We start from the raw sequence: 16741 nt of genomic DNA on the forward strand, positions 1-16741 counted from the left end.
GCCGGAGAGCACGGCGACCAATGCCGTTACCTACACCACGCCATGGGGCACGATCCTCGATGTTCGACGGCGAGGATCCGACGATGCTGGCACACTTCTGGGAGGCGATGCATTCGCTTTCCACGATGACCGCGCGCAAGCTCGGCGAAGCCGTGGATCTCAGTCATTTCCGCCGCCTTCTGGACATCGGCGGCGGATCGGGCGCGTACGACATCGAGCTTTGCAAACAGTATGGGGCGCTGCGTGCGACCGTGTTTGACTTGCCGCATGTGGCCGCGATCGCTGCGGGAAAGATTGCCGAGGCCGGCTTGACCGACCGCATCGAGACCGCCGGCGGCAGCTTCTTCGAGCAGCTTCCCGGAGATCACGACGTGCATCTTCTGTCGATGATCCTGCACGATTGGGACGAGGCGAAGGACCGCGCCCTGCTGAGCCGGTCCTTCGAGGCTTTGCCGAGCGGCGGCGCTGTCGTCATCAGCGAGCTTCTCGTCAATGACGAAAAGACCGGACCGGCGCCGGCTGCGCTAATGAGCCTCAACATGCTGATCGAGACGGAAGGGCGAAACTACACACCAGCCGAATACTCGGCGTGGCTCGAGGAAGCCGGATTCCGGCACATCGAAACGGTCTGGTTCGACGCACCCGCCGCGAACGGCGCCGTGATCGGCCGCAAACCATAAGGCGCAAAGCTGAGTGGAATATGTACGCCGCAATGCGGTGCTTTTCGTTGCGTTTTGATGGCTGAGTGCAAACGAGTCTGCATTGCGCCTCAAAACCTTCGGTGAACTCATCGAGGTCCATATGCCATGTGCGATGTTGGCAAGCCCCCGTCCAAGGCCGCAACGCTCAGAATGCTGAAACGGGAGCTCGCAAAATACGCGATGAGTTCGGAGCGGTCGGCCGCAAATATTTCGTCAACCGCAAGGGTATGGTCGAGACGCGGCCCGAACAACTACGCGCCCACATTTCCGTCAGGTGGTGTCGTCTGAACGGTCGTACTCGGCGGCGGTCCGCTTCTGGACCGTGGCCCGCAAGGCGTCGTTGATACGGTCCTGCCAGCCCGGTCCGTCCGACTGGAAATAATCCAAGACAGCCCGATCAATCCTGATTGAAACAAGCTCTCGGACATTTGGAACAGCTGCGGTTTCGTGAACCGGTGCGGCCGGCATCTTGATTGGCTTGAAGGCAGCTTCGGCGGCGGCCATTGGATTTGTCGGTCGGCGTGGAGGATTTGCCATCGCTGGTCCTGACTGGAGATAACGAATCGAAGGAGACATCCAACGCAATGCGCATCGAATATTGACGCAAGACATGGTAGTCTCTCGCCTAGATCCTCGGGAGGAGGAAATGCGCGCCATTGCATTATTTGCCGGCGTGTTGATGGCTACGCCCTCGATGGCGGCGGAGCAACTGGTCTTTTATACTGCCAATTTTCCAGATGCCACCTCGGTCCAGCTCAGCGTCACGAACAACAGTGTCTCGCTGTTAGGGGATTATGACTTTGACGTCGCTATTGGCCTCGTCGAGACGGATGCGAACGGCGTCATCAGGTACGAAGATACCGGCAGGCATCATGCACGCGTTCGCTGTAACTATCCGGCATATGTGAGCGTGGGTACGCGAAAATACCCCATAGGCATGCCACTGAGCCGCCCCGTACATGACGACTGGAAAGAAAATCTCTGGATAGTTCTTTGCGCGGCCCCTTCATCCTGACGTCCGTACCCACAGCATTCTCGACAGGACAGCGCCGCGGTTGACTTTTCAACCCGCGGCGCTGGTCCCGGATCACTTGATGTCGGTGACCGTGATGCGTCCGTTGACGCGGTCGGCTGTGAACTCGATCGCCTGACCCGTTTTGACCTTATCGAGCAGGCCTTGCTCCGCGACGACGAACACCATCGTCATCGCGGGCATGTCGAGATTGGTCAGCGGCTCATGTTTGATCGTCAGCTTCTGCAGTTTGGCGTCGACCTTGACGACCTCGCCCTTCACGTATTCCTGCGCAAGCGCGCTGCCGCCCATGGCGAGCATGAGCGCGAGTGTCGAGAGTGCTTTTATCAATAGTGTCATGATTGTTTCCTTTGCGGTTTTGTCGGTCAGTTGGCGACGCTGATATCGCCCTTCATGCCGGAATCGTAGTGACCCGGGACCAGGCAGGCGAAGCCGAATTCGCCGGCATTGGCGAACGTCCAGATGATCTCGCCTCTGGCGCCGGGCGCCAGCCGGATCGCGTTGGGATCGGCGTGTTCCATTTCGGGGAACTTCTCCATCAGCGTCTTGTGCTCCATGATCCCCTTGTGGACGTCCATGACGAATTCGTGGTCGATCTGGCCCTTGTTGACGAACTTCAGGCGAACGGTCTCACCCTTCTTCACCTTGAGCACGGCCGGTTGGAACAGCATCGTCCCGTCGTCCTTCTCCGACATCGAGATGTTGACCGTCCGCTTTGCCTTGCCAGCCTCGCCAGGGTTGCCGATCGGCATTGCGGCGGCCTTGTCGCCATGGCCTCCGGCGTGGGTTCCACCGGCAAGAGCTGCTCCGGAACTGACCGCCATCAAGACGGCCGCTGCGATTATATGTTTCATGCTGCACTTTCTCTCATTGTTGAGGTTGAGGGTTTCGAGTTCTCATCCCTGTTTGCCGTGACCGCCATGCGTTGCCGGGGCCATCGTTTTTGCGTCGCCTGATTTCGTCGGAGCGGGGACATCCCCTTTCCACTCGTAAGCCACGGTTCCCTCCGGGTGCTTGTACCAGCCCGGATCGGCGTAATCGTTCGAGGCTAGGCCCTCGCGAACCTTCACGACCGAAAACATCCCGCCCATCTCGATGGCGCCGAATTGACCCCAGCCGGTCATCATCGGGATCGTGTTGTCGGGAATCGGCATCTCCATCTCGCCCATGTCGGCCATGCCGCGGTCACCCATGGCCATGTATTCGGGCTGGATCCGGCGGATCTTGTCGGTGACCTTCGAGTTGTCGACGCCGATGAACGTGGGCACGTCGTGGCCCATGGCGTTCATCGTATGGTGTGACTTATGGCAATGGATCGCCCAGTCGCCCTCGTACTTGGCTTCGAACTCATATGCCCGCATGGCGCCGACGGGGATGTCGATCGACACCTCGGGCCACCGCGCCTCCGGCCTAACCCAGCCGCCATCGGTGCAGGTCACCTCGAAGTCGTAGCCATGCATGTGGATCGGATGGTTGGTCATGGTCAGGTTGCCCACGCGGACCCTGACCCGGTCGTTTTTCGCCACTGGAAGATGACTGATCCCCGGAAAGACGCGGCTGTTCCAACCCCAGAGATTGAAGTCGGTCATCTCCATGATGCGCGGGACGTACGACCCCGGTTCGATGTCGAAGGCGTTCAGCAGGAACACGAAATCGCGGTCCACTCGCATGAATTTCGGATCTTTGGGATGAATGACGAAGAAGCCCATCATGCCCATGGCCATCTGGACCATTTCGTCGGCGTGCGGGTGGTACATGAATGTGCCGCTCTTCACGAGGTCGAACTCGTAGACGAAGGTTTTGCCGGGCGGGATTCCGGGCTGGGTCAGACCGGTCACGCCGTCCATCCCGTTGGGCAGGATCATCCCATGCCAATGGATCGTTGTGTGCTCCCGCAGCTTGTTTGTTACGAAGATGCGGACTCGATCGCCCTCGACCGCCTCTATCGTCGGACCGGGGGATTGACCGTTGTAGCCCCAGAGATAGGCCGTCATGCCGGGCGACATCTCGCGCTCGACGGGCTCGGCCACCAGGTGGAACTCCTTCACGCCGTTGTTCATACGATGCGGAAGGGTCCAGCCGTTGAGCGTCACGACCGGCTGGTAGTCCGGTCCGCTTGTCGGGAAGATCGGCGGCTGCATGTCGGGGGACTCCATGATTGGAGCGTCGGGGAGCCCCATCGCGGACGTCTTGGTCCATGCAGTGGCACCGGCGAGCAGGGCTCCCGCGCCTAGCAACTGACGTCTTGAAAGCATTTTCTTCTCCTTGAGTTTCAGTGGCCTTCGGCGCCCGCTTCGGTCGCGGCGGGTGCATCGCCGCCCCCGGACGAGCTTGTGCCGCCGCCGTGGATGGCGGTTCCGAGATTGACGTCGGCCAGCCAGAAATTGCGCTTGGCGTTGAGGGAAAGCATGATCGAGCTGATTTTCGCACGTGTGTCCGCCAGCAGTTCGAACGTATTGGTAATCATGCCGTTGTAGGTGAGGACCGATTCCGCCTCGATCTTCGTTCGCAGCGGCACGACATTGTTCCGATAGTGCCGGGCAATGTCGTAGGTCGAACGGTAGGCGTCATAGGCGGATCTGGCCTCCGACCGGATGTTGACGGCCTTTTCCGCCATCCGATTTGCGGCCTGCATGTAGGCAAGCTCGGCCTTGCGCAGGCGTGCCTTGCCGGTGTCGAAGATCGGGATGACGAATTCGAGCTCCAGAGTGGGTGAGACACTCGTCTCCGTTCCGCCCTCCTCCGACTCCTCGCGTTCCACCTCCACGCCGGAAAGCAGTTCCAGATCGCTGACGTAGCGTGTCGCCTCAGTCAGACCGTAGGATTTCGCCAGCGCCTCCAGTTCAAGCTTCGCGATCTCGAGGTCGACACGATTTTTCAGCGCCTCCGCTTCGATCGCGCGTTTGGCCTTGGCGCCTTTGGGCAGGGCTGGAAGCATGTTGGGGACTGAGTAATCGACGTCCGGCCCCCATAGACCCATCAGCCGGGTAAGTTCTTCCTTGGCAGTGCGGGCGGCGAGCCGTGCCTCCGCCGCCTGACCGGTGATCTCGGCATAGAACACGTGTTCGCGGGCTTGGCCGGTCTTTGTGAAGGCGCCCGTCTCCCCAAGCCTTTGAGCGAGTTCGGAGGCAGCGTCCGCGGCGGCTTGCGCCTTGTCCAGATAGGAAACGCTCTCCCAGGCCGAGACCGCATTGATCCAGGCCCTCCGCGTTTCCGCGGCCAGTCGTAGCGTTTCTTCGGCAGCGCGGAGCTGGGCCTGACGGAAACGTGCATCCGCAACCGCGACGCGCCGCTTGTGGGTCGCCAGCGCAAGGATGTTGCCGACCACCGCTCCTTCAATCGTCCGCACGGGATCGACGCCGATCATGCCGACCGAAATCGTCGGATTGACGAGCATCGATTCCTGCCACATGTCGGCCGCCGACAGGCCGATCTCGGCGTAGGCGGCCTGCAGGCCCTTGTTGTTGAGCAAGGCAACCTGCACTGCGGTGTCCGGGCCGACTGTCTTCTTCTGGACCAGGCGCTTCACGCGCTCCGAGACTGTTCGTGCTTCTTCGCTGGACTGCACCCACACGCTTTTCTTGCCCGTCACGGATTCGGCGCGCGCCGCGACTGTCGTGAAGCCGGCCATCGGTTCTGAAATACCATCAAGGGCCCCGCCGGTCGCGCATCCGGCAGCGATCAGCGGAATGGTTACGACCGCAGCTATGGTCAGAGGCCGGCGCTTCATGATCCGGCTCCCGGCTTTACAGGGGAGTCTTCTGTATTGCGACGCCGCCAATTCTGCGGATCGACAGGCTCCCGATGGCGATAGTCGGCGACGACCGGGTGGTAGTGCGTATCACGGACGCCCATTGCGGGATCGGCCGGATTGAAGGCGGGAAGGATGTCCGGCGGCGTGGTTGCCGCACATCCGGCAACGAACAGCGATGCGAGCATCGCGAAGCTTGCGATTTTCATTATAGACCTGAAGCTTGACGTGTGCGTTTGGCCGCGCGGGAACGGATTCCCGACGCTGCGCGCGAACGCCCCTAAAGGGGGCGCGTCAGTTCAGATGTCTGGGGGGCCTTATGAGCGCTGCGTATTCGCCAAGCGGCAAGGTGACGGCAACGACCGGCGCAAAGCAGCGGGAGACAACATGCTCCATGTCAGGGCAGTCGACCGGCACCGCATTCGCCGGCGCGCAATGGACTTCACAGCTTTTGTCGGTGGATTGCTTGGCGCCGTGATGATGCTCCGACCTGTCCATGTCGTCCGCCGTGGCGTCATGATCGCCCATGTCGTGTGCGGGTGCCTCGGCTTGGATATCCATCCCCGCCTGGAGATCCGCCCCGGCATGAAAACCCGTGGCATTGGCTGTAGCGAAGAGACCAGGCTGAAGAGCCGACATGACCAGGAACACGACCGCCAGCATTGCCCGGAGCCGTATGTTTCCTAGGATCGCAATTCGACCAAGAGTCCTCATTGCACCCTTCCGACAATTGTTCGTCTGATTTGTCAAGGTCGCCGCGGTTCACTTTGCTGCAGCGCAACCAAAAGTGAATGCAACTGCCTGCCATCTTCGGTTTACATCAGGCCCAGCACCGCTCCGGCGACAACCAGATAACGCGATACCTTCGCGAGGGCGACGATTGCGACAAAGCTCCATAGCGGCTCGCGCAAAACCCCAGCGACCACCGTCAGCGGATCGCCAACGATCGGCATCCAGCTCAACAGGAGCGACCATCTTCCATAACGGCGATACCAGGCCGTGGCACGGTTGAGCGTTGCGGGGCGCAGCGGAAACCAGGGTCTGTCCCGGAAGCGTTCGACCCCTCGACCAAGCCCCCAGTTCACCGTAGAGCCAAGGATGTTACCAATGCTGGCGACAAGAACCAGCATTGCGGGCGAGAAGGAACCGGTCGCGAGGAGCCCTGCAAGGGCGGCCTCCGACTGCGCCGGAAGGATGGTTGCCGCGGCGAAGGCAACGAGAAACAAGCCGCCGTAGGCGGCAAGGACATCCATCTACGTTTCGCCTTGCGGAGCGGACTTCAGGGTTGCACATCGATCACGACCATCAGTCCGCCACCGCCCTTCTCTTAGACATTGTTGTTGGTCGTATGATGCCCGATATGGCAGTGGATCAGCCATTCCTGAAGCTGGATAACATAATCGTGGTCGGCCGCAATCTCGTCCTGGGGATTGGCGGGATCGATGATGAGTGCGCTGTGCCACCCAGCCAAATCGCCGATCCGTGGTTCAAAGAAAATCACGGCAAATGAGTTCCATGGGCGTTCTCCACTCCTTGACTCTCCGCTTTTTTCACGGCAGTTTCGATCAATGGTCAGACCAATTTACCGATCCGAGACCCGCCCGATGATTCTGTTGAAGTAGAACGGGGTGACAATGCCGATCCAGGCCGTTGAACCGCGTCGACTTTACCGACAGATCGCCGATCAGCTCAGGCAGTTGATCGACGCGGGCGAGTTCGCAGTCGGCGACCGCCTGCCGACCGAGCGCGAACTGGCCGACCAGCTTGGCATCTCCCGCCCGACCGTCCGTGAAGCGCTGATCGCGCTCGAGGTCGAGGGGCGGATACGCATTCGCGTCGGCTCCGGCATCTACGTCACCGAACCGCCGCGCGCCGACGTATTGGCGGCAGAGACGGACGAAGGCCCGTTCGAGCTGTTGCGGGCACGCGAGTTCATCGAAGGGGCGATCGCCGCCGAAGCCGCCCTCCATGTTCGGCCGGTCGACCTCGAACATATGGACGACGTGCTGCGTCGCATGGAGGACATGCGCCACCCGACCAAGACGACGATCGCGCTCGACCGCGAGTTCCATACGACGGTGGCGGGAATTCTGGGAAACGCTGTGCTGGTGCGCTGCATCGGCGAGCTTTTCGACCAGCGCATGAACCCATATTTCGAGCTGCTGTCGAGCTATTTCGAGAATAGGGATTCCTGGCAGGCCGCCGCTAAGGAGCATCGCGCGGTGCGTGATGCGATCGCGTCGCGCGAGCCCGAAAGGGCGAAGGCCGCCATGCAGGAACATCTGCGTCAGTCGCAATTGAGATTCTCACGCAATTTCGGTGAGAAATCCGTGGCCAGGGAGGTCGCGGAATAGGAGGCGGCCGACCGGGAGGATCCTGTCGGCAAAGTCGAAATCCAATCACAGGGAGGAATATGATGCTGAGAAAATACGCCGTTCTGCTTGGCACGATCGCCGCGATCGCTCTGCCCATGGCTTCGGCCTCTGCACAAACCGCGCTGAAATGGGCTCACGTCTACGAAACGTCCGAACCCTTCCACACGGAGTCGGTGTGGGCGGCGGAAGAGATCAAGAAGCGCACCGACGGCCGCTATACGATCGACGTCTTCCCGGCCTCGCAACTCGGCAAGGAATCCGACATCAACCAGGGGCTGACCCTTGGCACGGTCGACATCATCATCTCCGGATCGAGCTTCGCGGCGCGCGAATATCCGCCGATCGGTGTCACCTATTTCCCCTACACCTTCCGCGACGCCGACCATCTGCTGAAATACACCAAGAGCGATGTCTACAAGGCACTGACCAAGGGCTACGAGGACAAGACCGGCAATCACATCGCCGCCACCACCTACTACGGAACGCGGCAGACCACCTCGAACCGGCCGATCGCCAAATGCTCCGACATGCAAGGCCTGAAGATGCGCGTTCCCGACGTGCCGGCCTATCTCGCCATGCCACGTGCCTGCGGCGCCAACACTGCGCCGATCGCCTTCGCCGAAGTGTACCTGGCGCTGCAGAACGGCACTGTCGAGGCGCAGGAGAATCCACTGACCACCATCGAGGCGAAGAAATTCTATGAGGTGCAGAAGCACATCGTGCTCACCGGACACATCGTCGACCATCTGAACACGATCGTATCGCAGTCGCGCTGGGCCTCGCTTTCCGACGAGGACAAGCAGATATTCACGGAGGTGATGCAGGAGGCGGCCGCCCGCGCCACGGCAAAGATCGTCGCCCGCGAAAAGGAATTGGTGCAGGTATTCAAGGATCGCAGCATCACCGTGACCGACGTCGACCGTGCCGATTTTGAGAAGAATGTGCTTGAGAAGGTCACGTTCGAGGAGTTCGGCTACAACAAGGCCGATTGGGAAGCGATCCGCGCGATCAAGTAGAGTGTCGGGAAAATCGGATGCTCAAACAAAGGGATAGAGCGGCAACCGGATTCGCCGCTTTAACCTGCCCATCCGTCCGGCCCCATGTTGCGCCGGACGGCCTTTCCAATCCTTGACACCCACCAGCTTCGGGAGCCCGCGCGCCGATGGCCGAGGAACACCATACCGAGATAACCGTCGAAGAGATCGCCCACGCTTTCGAGGAGGTGCCGGTACACGTCGACCTGTCGCACCACGGCATCGAGGACTGGATCACGCTCGCCGTGTTCTGGGGCATGGTCGCCTGTGTCTTCCTGCAGTTCTTCACCCGATATGCGCTGAACAACAGCCTTGCCTGGACCGAGGAGATCGCCATCAACGCGCTGGTCGTCGTCGTCTTTCTCGGTGCCTCAATGTGCGTGCGCATTTCGCGCCACATCCATGTCGACGTGCTCTATCACTACCTGCCGGAGCGCGCCGGCCGCTGGCTCGCACTCGCCGTCGACGTCATCCGCGTCGCCTTCTTCGCCTATGGAACCTGGCTAATGTGGCGCTACGTTTCGATCGTGGCGCACGAGCGCATGGTTACCGTCAACTTGCCGCGCCGCTGGTTCTTCTACGCCGTCCTGGCAGGCTTCGCGCTGATGTTCCTGCGCTCGATCCAGGTCTTTATCGGCAACTACAGGCGTGGCTATTCGGTGCTCGAGCGCCCGGGTGCGTTTGAAACGGCGGGGGACTGAGCGATGCTGCTTTTGGTCGGAGGCTTTCTTGTCCTGATGTTGATTGGCGTGCCGGTCGCCGTTTCGATGGCGGCCGCCTCGGTTCTCTACCTCGTCATCTACGGCGTCGCGCCCGACATCATCGCGGCCCAGCGCATGATTGCCGGGGTGGAGAGCTTTCCGCTGCTCGCCGTGCCCTTCTTCATCCTCGCCGGCAACCTCATGAACATCGCCGGCGTCACCGGGCGCATCTACGCCTTCGCCCTTGCCCTGGTCGGCTGGATGAAGGGCGGCCTGGCGCAGGTCAACATCATTGGATCGGTGATCTTTTCCGGCATGTCTGGCACCGCGCTCGCCGACGCAGCCGGCATTGGCACCATCGAGATCAAGGCGATGAAGGATCATGGCTATCCGATCGACGCCGCGGTCGGGGTCACCGCTGCCTCAGCGACGCTCGGGCCGATCTTTCCGCCGTCGCTGCCCTTCGTCATCTATGGCATGATGGCGAATGTCTCGATCGGCGCGCTATTCATGGCCGGCATCTTGCCGGGCGTGGTCATGACCGTGCTGATGATGGTGACGGTCGCCATCTTCGCCTACAGGCGCGGCTGGGGCTCCGACACGTCGTTCGAGCTGCGGCGGCTCGCCGAAGCGGCCGGCGAGGTGCTGGTGGTGGCTGCCTTCCCGCTCGCCTGTTACCTCTTGGTGCAGCTTGGCCTGTCCATCAATGTCGCGGTCGGTATCGCGCTGCTGGTACTGATCGTGGCCGACTGGTATTTCGACTTCTCCGCAGTCATGGCGCTGATGACGCCGGTGATCCTGATCGGCGGCATGACGATGGGCTGGTTCACGCCGACCGAGGCGGCGATGGCCGCCGTGATCTGGTCGCTTTTCCTCGGGTTGGTGCGCTACCGCACGATGACGCTGCGCACACTCGCAAAGGCGAGCTTCGACACGATAGAGACGACGGCCTCCGTGCTCTTCATCGTCACCGCCGCCTCGATATTCGCCTGGCTGCTCACCGTCAGCCAGGCGGCACAGCTGTTCTCGACCTTCATCTTCGCGCTCACCGACAACATGTGGGTCTTCCTCATCCTGGTGAACGTCCTGATGCTGGTGGTAGGCTGCTTCCTCGATACTATCGCGGCGATCACCATTCTTGTGCCCATCCTGTTGCCGGTGGCCGCCGTGTACGGCATCAACCCGGTGCATTTCGGTCTGATCATGACGCTCAATCTGATGATCGGTCTCCTTCATCCGCCGCTCGGCATGGTGCTGTTCGTCCTCTCGCGGGTCGCCAAGCTGTCGGTCGAGCGCACGACCATGGCAATCCTGCCCTGGCTCGTCCCGTTGATCGTCGCGCTGATCCTGATCACCTTCATCCCCGCAATCACGCTGTGGCTGCCGACGCAAATGGGGCTGATCCGATGATCGACAGCGCAATCGCCGCGACGCTGTTCGGCCCTGAGGATCTGCGCGTCGTCGAGCACCCGCTCGGCCCCCTCGCGCCGGGAATGGTGCGCGTGCGCTTCGGCGCAGGCGGCATCTGCGGTTCCGACCTGCACTATTTCCGCCATGCGCGAACCGGCGATTTTGTCGTCACATCGCCGCTCGTGCTTGGTCACGAGGTCGCCGGAGAGATTGTCGAAATCAGCGCGGACGCGCCCGGACTTGCCGTCGGCGATCGCGTGGCGGTCAACCCATCACGCTGGTGCGGACAATGCGCGCGATGCGCGGAGGACCGCGCCAATCTCTGCGAAAACATCTATTTCATGGGCTCGGCGTCGAAAACGCCGCACATGCAGGGCGGTTTTGCCAGCATGTTCGACGCCACGCCCGCGCAATGCGTCAAGGTTCCGCCTGATGTCGCCTACCAGGCGGCGGCACTCGCCGAACCGCTCGCCGTCAGCCTGCACGCAGTGGCGCGGGCCGGCGACATTGCCGGTCGCAACGTCATCCTGTTCGGCGCCGGCCCCATCGGGGTTCTGACCATGCACGCCGCCAGGCTCAAGGGATGTGGCGAGCTCACCGTCGTCGACATAGCCGAGGCGCCGCTCGCCTTCGCCAGCAAACTTGGAGCAGACAGGACGATCGACCTGTCCGGCGGCGACGAGGAGCTCAAGGCGCTGGCGGCCGACAGGGCGATCGATGTCGCGTTCGAGATTTCAGGCACCGCCGCGGGCCTTGCAGCGGCGATCGACAGCGTGCGGCGCGGCGGCACGGTCGTTCAGGTCGGCAATCTTCCGGGCGGTCAGATCCCCGTGGCGGCCAATGCGGTGATGGCCAAGGAAATCGACCTGAAAGGCACGTTCCGCTTCGGCGCGGAATTCAACCAGGCGGTCGCTCTCATCGTCGGCGGGGACATAGACGTTCTGAAGCTGGTGACCGCCGAACGCCCCCTTTCCTCGGCCCGCGATGCATTCCGGCTGGCCGCCGACCGCTCGCAGGGCGTCAAGGTCGTGCTGACCGCCGACTGAGGAGTTTTTCAACCGCCTGCGGTGACCTGGTTTTCACAAGCCCTGCTTGAGGCTCAGGCTTCCTTCCTGTCCGCCTGCTTACGCGCCCGCGCGAACTGCAGTCCGGCGACGCCGGTGGCCGCAGCAAGCGCCAGGCCGATCGGAATGAGACTCGAGGGCTGGTCGGCCTTTCTGAGCACGGCCACGACGTCATACCCGACATCCAGCCCGATGCGCTTGGCGTAGGATCCGAAGGCGACGTTGCTGATCATCAGCGCGTCGCCCGCCTGCGTGATGGTGAGACCGATGCCGCGCAGCCGCTCCAGCGGTTCGCCCGGCTCGCCGAGTGGCACGTTGACCGTCTTACGTACATCCTCGCCCATGAGGTCGACACCCTCGACGACGAAATTGATGCGGCCATCGGTCGGCGTCTGCTCGACTGCCGACAGGAACTCACTCGCCGGCAATTCCTCGTAAGGCGGCGACACCTGATTGAGCCACCAGTCCGGCCGAAACAGCGTGAAGCAGATGAGAAGCAGGGCCGCACTTTCCCAGAGGCGGCTTTTCGTCACGAACCAGTTCATCGTGGCGGCCGAAAACAGCAGGATGGCGATCAACGAGACCGTTGCCACCCAGATCGTTTCGGGCCAGGTATCGACTCCGATCAGCAGCATCGCCGGATTGAAGATGAAGACGAACGGCAGGATCGCGGTACGCAACGAATAGGCCGCGCCCTGGAAGCCGGTGGCAATCGGATCCTCCTTGGAAATCGCCGCCGCCGCGAAGGCCGCCAACCCGACGGGCGGGGTGATGTCGGCCATGATGCCGAAGTAAAAGACGAAGAGGTGGACCGCGATCAGTGGGATTGGCAGTCCGGCCTGCGCGCCGAGATCGACCACGACCGGCGCCATCAGCGTCGCCACCAGGATGTAGTTTGCGGTGGTCGGGATACCCATGCCGAGCACAAGGCTGATCGCGGCGACGAGGATCAGCATCAGGATGACGTTGCCGCCGGAGATGAACTCGACGAGTTCCGTCATCATCAGGCCGAGACCGGTCAGCGTGATCGTGCCGACGACGATACCGGCGGTGGCCGTGGCGATACCGATGCCGATCATGTTGCGAGCACCGAGCGCCAGCCCGTCGATCAGGTCGTCCCAGGCAGCACGCACTGAAGCGGTGAGGTCTTCATTGCGGAATACAGCCATCAGCGGCTTGCGGGTGGCGACAATACCGAGGATTGAAACGGTCGCCCAGAACGCCGAGAGGCCGGGCGACATCTGCTCGACCATTAGGCACCACAGAAGCACCGCGATCGGGATCAGGAAGTCGAGCCCGGTCCGCGTGACGTCCCAGGCGCGCGGCAGTTCCAGGATCGGCGCGTTCGGATCGTCGAGCGCGAGGTCCGGATAGCGGGAGGAATACCAGACGGAGGCGGCGTAGAGAGCTACGCCAGCAATTGCGAGCACCGGTGGCGCGATCCCACCGAAGACAGCCTGGATAGCGATGATGCCGTAATAGACAAAACAGACGGCGAGAATGCTGCCCGACACTCCGAGTCCCATCCGCAGCATCCGTTCTCTTGCCGGCGTCGGACGCTGCGGGATCGTCTTCAGGCCCATCTTTATCGCTTCGAGATGAACCATATAGAGCAGCGCAAGATAGGAGAAGACCGCCGGCAACAGCGCGTGCTTGACAATCTCCGAATAGGGAATGCCAACATATTCGACCATCAGGAAGGCGGCCGCGCCCATGACCGGCGGCATGATCTGGCCATTGATCGAGGCCGAAGCCTCGATGGCGCCCGCCTTGACGCCGGAAAGGCCGGTGCGCTTCATCAACGGGATGGTGAAGATGCCGCCTGAAACCACATTGGAGACGGACGAGCCGGACACGACGCCGTTGAGAGCCGATGAGACCACGGCGACTTTCGCCGGGCCGCCGCGCAAATGGCCGAGCAGCGCGATGGAGATCTGCATCATCCAATTGCCCGCGCCTGCCTTTTCCAGAAGCGTGCCGAACAGGACGAACAGAAAGACGAAGCTCGTCGATACGCCAAGTGCAATCCCGAAGACGCCTTCGGTGGTCAGCCATTGATGGTTGAGAAACTTGTTGAGTGACGCACCGCGATGTTGAATCACGTCCGGCATGTACTGGCCGGCAAAGGTGTAGAAGATAAAGACACATGCCACGACCACCATCGGAAGGCCGAGCGCGCGGCGCGTCGCCTCGAGGAGCAACAGAATGCCGACGGTGCCAGTAACGAGATCGAGCGTGGTCGGCTGGCCCGGCCGTCCGGAAAGCTCGACGTAGAAGAGAAAGAGGTAGGCGCCGGCAAACCCGCCAACCACGGCCAGCACCCAGTCGAGCAGCGGCACGCGATCGCGGGGAGAGGATTTCAGCGCCGGATAGGCGAGAAACGTCAAAAACAGCGCGAAGCCGAGATGGATGGCGCGCGCTTCCGTGTCGTTGAGGATGCCGAAGCCGAAGACGAACGGCAAAGGCGAAGCGTACCAGAGCTGGAAAAGCGACCAGGCAACGGCAACCCAGAGCAGGATTCGACCGACTGTTCCGCCCGGATGCCTGCCGCCGGTATCGGCCTCCGCGACAAGTTGTTCGAGCTCTTCGAGATCGACGCCGGCCGGTTGTTCCTTCACGTCGCTCATGACGCCTCCTGTGGCGGATGGCCCCGGCGGGTCCGCTGAACCCGCCGGACTGTCGTCAGGTCACGAAGCCTACTTCAGCCAGCCCTTCTCCTTGAAGTATTTTTCAGCGCCCGGATGCAGCGGTGCGGAATTTCCTTCCGACACCATCTTGGCCGGATCGAGGTTGGCGAAGGCCGGATGCAGCGACTTGAACTCGTCGAAGTTCTCGAACACCGCCCTGGTCAATTGATAGACGCTCTCATCGGGAACCTTGGCCGAAGTGACCAGCGTGGCGAGCACACCGAAAGTCCCTGTATCGTCGGGATTGTTTGCGTAAAGACCGCCCGGAATGATCGCCTTGGCGTAGTAAGGATTCTCGGCGACGAGCTTGTCCACGACTTCTCCAGTCAACGGCACCAACTTGGCACCGCAGGTGGTCGTCGGATCCTGGATGTTCGCGGAAGGATGGCCGACGCCGTAGAAGAACCCGTCGATCTTGCCGTCACAGAGCGCCGGGCCGTGCTCGTCAGCCTTCAACTCCGATGCAAGCGAAAAGTCGGCCAACGTCCAGCCCATCGCACCGAGCAGACGTTCCATGGAGGAGCGCGTTCCGGAGCCGGGATTGCCGACATTGAAGCGTTTGCCCTTGAAGTCCTCGAATTTCGTCACGCCAGCATTCGGATGCGCCAGGACCGTGAACGGCTCCGGATGGATCGAGAAAACCGCGCGCAGATCGGTATGCGCGCCTCCGTCCTTGAAGGATTCCTCGCCCTTGAAGGCGTTGTACTGGACGTCCGACTGCGCCATGCCGAAGTCGAGTTCGCCTTCCTTGATCGTGTTCACGTTGAATGCCGATCCGCCGGTTGATTCGACCGAACAGCGGATCCCGTGTGTCTTGCGATCCTTGTTGAGCAGGCGGCAGATAGCACCGCCGGCGGCATAGTAGACGCCGGTGACGCCACCAGTGCCGATGGTAACGAAATTCTGCTGCGCCATTGCACTGGCTGAAAACAGCAGCGCGGCCGACAAGGCAGCGATCTGCGCTCCATAGCGTACAGTCCGGGCATGTTTCATCTGGTTCTCCCTTGGTCTTTGCGTGCCGTCGCCGCCGTCCGGTGTTTTTGTGTCAAGGCACGTCGATGCATGCTACAATTGTTGCGCTTTATCAATCAAGGGAAATGCTTGTTACAATGAACACGCGGGAGATGGGTTTCGACGCGCTTCTGGCGCGCATACTGACTGTACTCCCCGAATTGAGCTCAGAACTGCGCAAGGCGGCGCGATTCCTGGTCGACCATCCCGACGAGGTGGCGCTGGTTTCCATGCGGGTGCTGGCCTCGCGATCAGAAGTGACACCGACGACCTTCGTGCGACTGGCGCGCCGGCTGGGCTGCGGCGACTGGGCGGCGCTGCGCAAGCCGTTCGAGGACCGGCTGCGCTCTGGCAAGGCGCCTTTCGCGGCAAGGGCCGATGCGCTTGTCAAGCGCGGGTCGGAGGCGATCTTCGCGGAATCGCTGAGGACGACGGTGGCCAATCTGGCGGCGGCCGAAGCGGTCAACGGCAGTGAAGAAATCGCAAGGGCTTGCGCAATACTGGAGAAGGCGCAGCGCATACGCGTAGCCGGGTTCCGAAGCTGCCGCGCGCCCGCCCACGCGCTCGTCTATCTCTGCCGGATGTTCCGGCGCGAGATCACGCTGCTCGGCGGCGACGGCGGTGCGATCGAGGCGGAACTCGCAGCGCTTGGAAAGAGGGAAGCGATCGTCGCGATCGGCTTTTTGCCCTATTCGCGTGAACTCGGGCCGGTGGTTGAGGCTGCGCAACGACACAGCGTCCCGATTGTCGCGATCGCCGACAGCATGGCTGCTCCGATCGCGCGGCATGCGGACGTTACCTTGCGATTCTCTACCGACAGCCCGTCCTTCTTCCCGTCGGTAGCCGCAGCTATGGCTATCGTGGAAGCGCTGGCTGCAACGATGCTTGCGCGCAGCGGGCCGGCTGCTGCGGCTCGTGTCAGAGAGACGGAACTGGAGTTACAGGCATTCGGGGCCTATCTGCCGGAATGAGGA

The 16741-nt window shown here is 61.7% G+C and carries 18 protein-coding genes; 10 read left to right on the top strand and 8 right to left on the bottom strand.

What is annotated here, in order from left to right; genetic code table 11:
- Nucleotides 1-59: 59 nt before the first annotated feature.
- Nucleotides 60-680: a methyltransferase gene (locus E5X88_RS15185; RefSeq protein WP_292162564.1), complete on the top strand. Its 621-nt coding sequence runs from the start codon at nt 60-62 to the stop codon at nt 678-680.
- 291 nt (nt 681-971) lie between these two features.
- On the opposite strand, the gene E5X88_RS15190 is transcribed toward E5X88_RS15185, so the two are convergent.
- On the bottom strand, nt 972-1238 hold the full coding sequence (locus E5X88_RS15190; RefSeq protein WP_292162928.1) for a BrnA antitoxin family protein: 267 nt from the start codon (nt 1236-1238) through the stop codon (nt 972-974).
- A 109-nt stretch (nt 1239-1347) separates the two neighbouring features.
- Here E5X88_RS15190 and E5X88_RS15195 point away from each other — a divergent pair, with 109 nt between their 5' ends.
- Nucleotides 1348-1716: a hypothetical protein gene (locus tag E5X88_RS15195; protein WP_292162565.1), complete on the top strand. Its 369-nt coding sequence runs from the start codon at nt 1348-1350 to the stop codon at nt 1714-1716.
- A 72-nt stretch (nt 1717-1788) separates the two neighbouring features.
- On the opposite strand, the gene E5X88_RS15200 is transcribed toward E5X88_RS15195, so the two are convergent.
- From E5X88_RS15200 to E5X88_RS15215, 4 genes are read right to left on the bottom strand one after another with little or no spacing between them, the layout of a single operon-like run.
- The gene (locus tag E5X88_RS15200; RefSeq protein WP_292162566.1) at nt 1789-2073 is read right to left on the bottom strand and encodes a copper-binding protein; all 285 of its coding nucleotides are present in this window, start codon (nt 2071-2073) and stop codon (nt 1789-1791) included.
- Nucleotides 2074-2099: 26 nt separating this feature from the next.
- On the bottom strand, nt 2100-2588 hold the full coding sequence (locus tag E5X88_RS15205) for a cupredoxin family protein (RefSeq protein ID WP_292162568.1): 489 nt from the start codon (nt 2586-2588) through the stop codon (nt 2100-2102).
- 42 nt (nt 2589-2630) lie between these two features.
- Nucleotides 2631-3989, bottom strand: a complete 1359-nt coding sequence (locus E5X88_RS15210; RefSeq protein WP_292162570.1) for a copper oxidase — start codon at nt 3987-3989, stop codon at nt 2631-2633.
- A 17-nt stretch (nt 3990-4006) separates the two neighbouring features.
- On the bottom strand, nt 4007-5464 hold the full coding sequence (locus E5X88_RS15215) for a TolC family protein (protein WP_292162571.1): 1458 nt from the start codon (nt 5462-5464) through the stop codon (nt 4007-4009).
- A 156-nt stretch (nt 5465-5620) separates the two neighbouring features.
- Here E5X88_RS15215 and E5X88_RS15220 point away from each other — a divergent pair, with 156 nt between their 5' ends.
- Nucleotides 5621-6172, top strand: a complete 552-nt coding sequence (locus tag E5X88_RS15220) for a hypothetical protein (RefSeq protein ID WP_292162572.1) — start codon at nt 5621-5623, stop codon at nt 6170-6172.
- A gap of 128 nt (nt 6173-6300) precedes the next feature.
- Here the strand turns inward: E5X88_RS15220 and E5X88_RS15225 are convergent, their stop codons facing one another.
- Nucleotides 6301-6738 (bottom strand): YqaA family protein, encoded by a 438-nt coding sequence (locus tag E5X88_RS15225; RefSeq protein ID WP_292162573.1) that lies wholly within the window; start codon nt 6736-6738, stop codon nt 6301-6303.
- Between the two features lie 32 nt (nt 6739-6770).
- On the opposite strand from E5X88_RS15225, the gene E5X88_RS15230 reads away from it, so the two are divergent.
- From E5X88_RS15230 to E5X88_RS15255, 6 genes are all read left to right on the top strand, one after another.
- Entirely contained in the window at nt 6771-6995 is a 225-nt protein-coding gene (locus tag E5X88_RS15230) for a hypothetical protein (RefSeq protein WP_292162953.1), read from the top strand.
- 124 nt (nt 6996-7119) lie between these two features.
- Nucleotides 7120-7839, top strand: a complete 720-nt coding sequence (locus tag E5X88_RS15235; RefSeq protein WP_292162575.1) for a FadR/GntR family transcriptional regulator — start codon at nt 7120-7122, stop codon at nt 7837-7839.
- Nucleotides 7840-7955: 116 nt separating this feature from the next.
- Nucleotides 7956-8876 (top strand): sialic acid TRAP transporter substrate-binding protein SiaP, encoded by a 921-nt coding sequence (locus E5X88_RS15240; RefSeq protein WP_292162929.1) that lies wholly within the window; start codon nt 7956-7958, stop codon nt 8874-8876.
- 146 nt (nt 8877-9022) lie between these two features.
- Entirely contained in the window at nt 9023-9595 is a 573-nt protein-coding gene (locus tag E5X88_RS15245) for a TRAP transporter small permease (RefSeq protein ID WP_292162577.1), read from the top strand.
- Nucleotides 9596-9598: 3 nt separating this feature from the next.
- The gene (locus E5X88_RS15250) at nt 9599-11005 is read left to right on the top strand and encodes a TRAP transporter large permease (protein WP_292162578.1); all 1407 of its coding nucleotides are present in this window, start codon (nt 9599-9601) and stop codon (nt 11003-11005) included.
- Nucleotides 11002-12051, top strand: coding sequence for an L-idonate 5-dehydrogenase (locus E5X88_RS15255; RefSeq protein ID WP_292162580.1), 1050 nt, complete (start codon nt 11002-11004; stop codon nt 12049-12051). Before E5X88_RS15250 ends, E5X88_RS15255 begins: the two co-directional genes overlap by 4 nt.
- Nucleotides 12052-12104: 53 nt before the next feature.
- Here the strand turns inward: E5X88_RS15255 and E5X88_RS15260 are convergent, their stop codons facing one another.
- Both E5X88_RS15260 and E5X88_RS15265 read right to left on the bottom strand, forming a co-directional pair.
- Entirely contained in the window at nt 12105-14696 is a 2592-nt protein-coding gene (locus tag E5X88_RS15260) for a TRAP transporter permease (protein ID WP_292162582.1), read from the bottom strand.
- Between the two features lie 69 nt (nt 14697-14765).
- Nucleotides 14766-15749, bottom strand: coding sequence for a TAXI family TRAP transporter solute-binding subunit (locus tag E5X88_RS15265; protein ID WP_292162583.1), 984 nt, complete (start codon nt 15747-15749; stop codon nt 14766-14768).
- 116 nt (nt 15750-15865) lie between these two features.
- On the opposite strand from E5X88_RS15265, the gene E5X88_RS15270 reads away from it, so the two are divergent.
- The gene (locus E5X88_RS15270; protein WP_292162585.1) at nt 15866-16738 is read left to right on the top strand and encodes a MurR/RpiR family transcriptional regulator; all 873 of its coding nucleotides are present in this window, start codon (nt 15866-15868) and stop codon (nt 16736-16738) included.
- Nucleotides 16739-16741: the final 3 nt, after the last annotated feature.

This window comes from Mesorhizobium sp. (assembly GCF_004962245.1).
Lineage (GTDB): Bacteria > Pseudomonadota > Alphaproteobacteria > Rhizobiales > Rhizobiaceae > Mesorhizobium.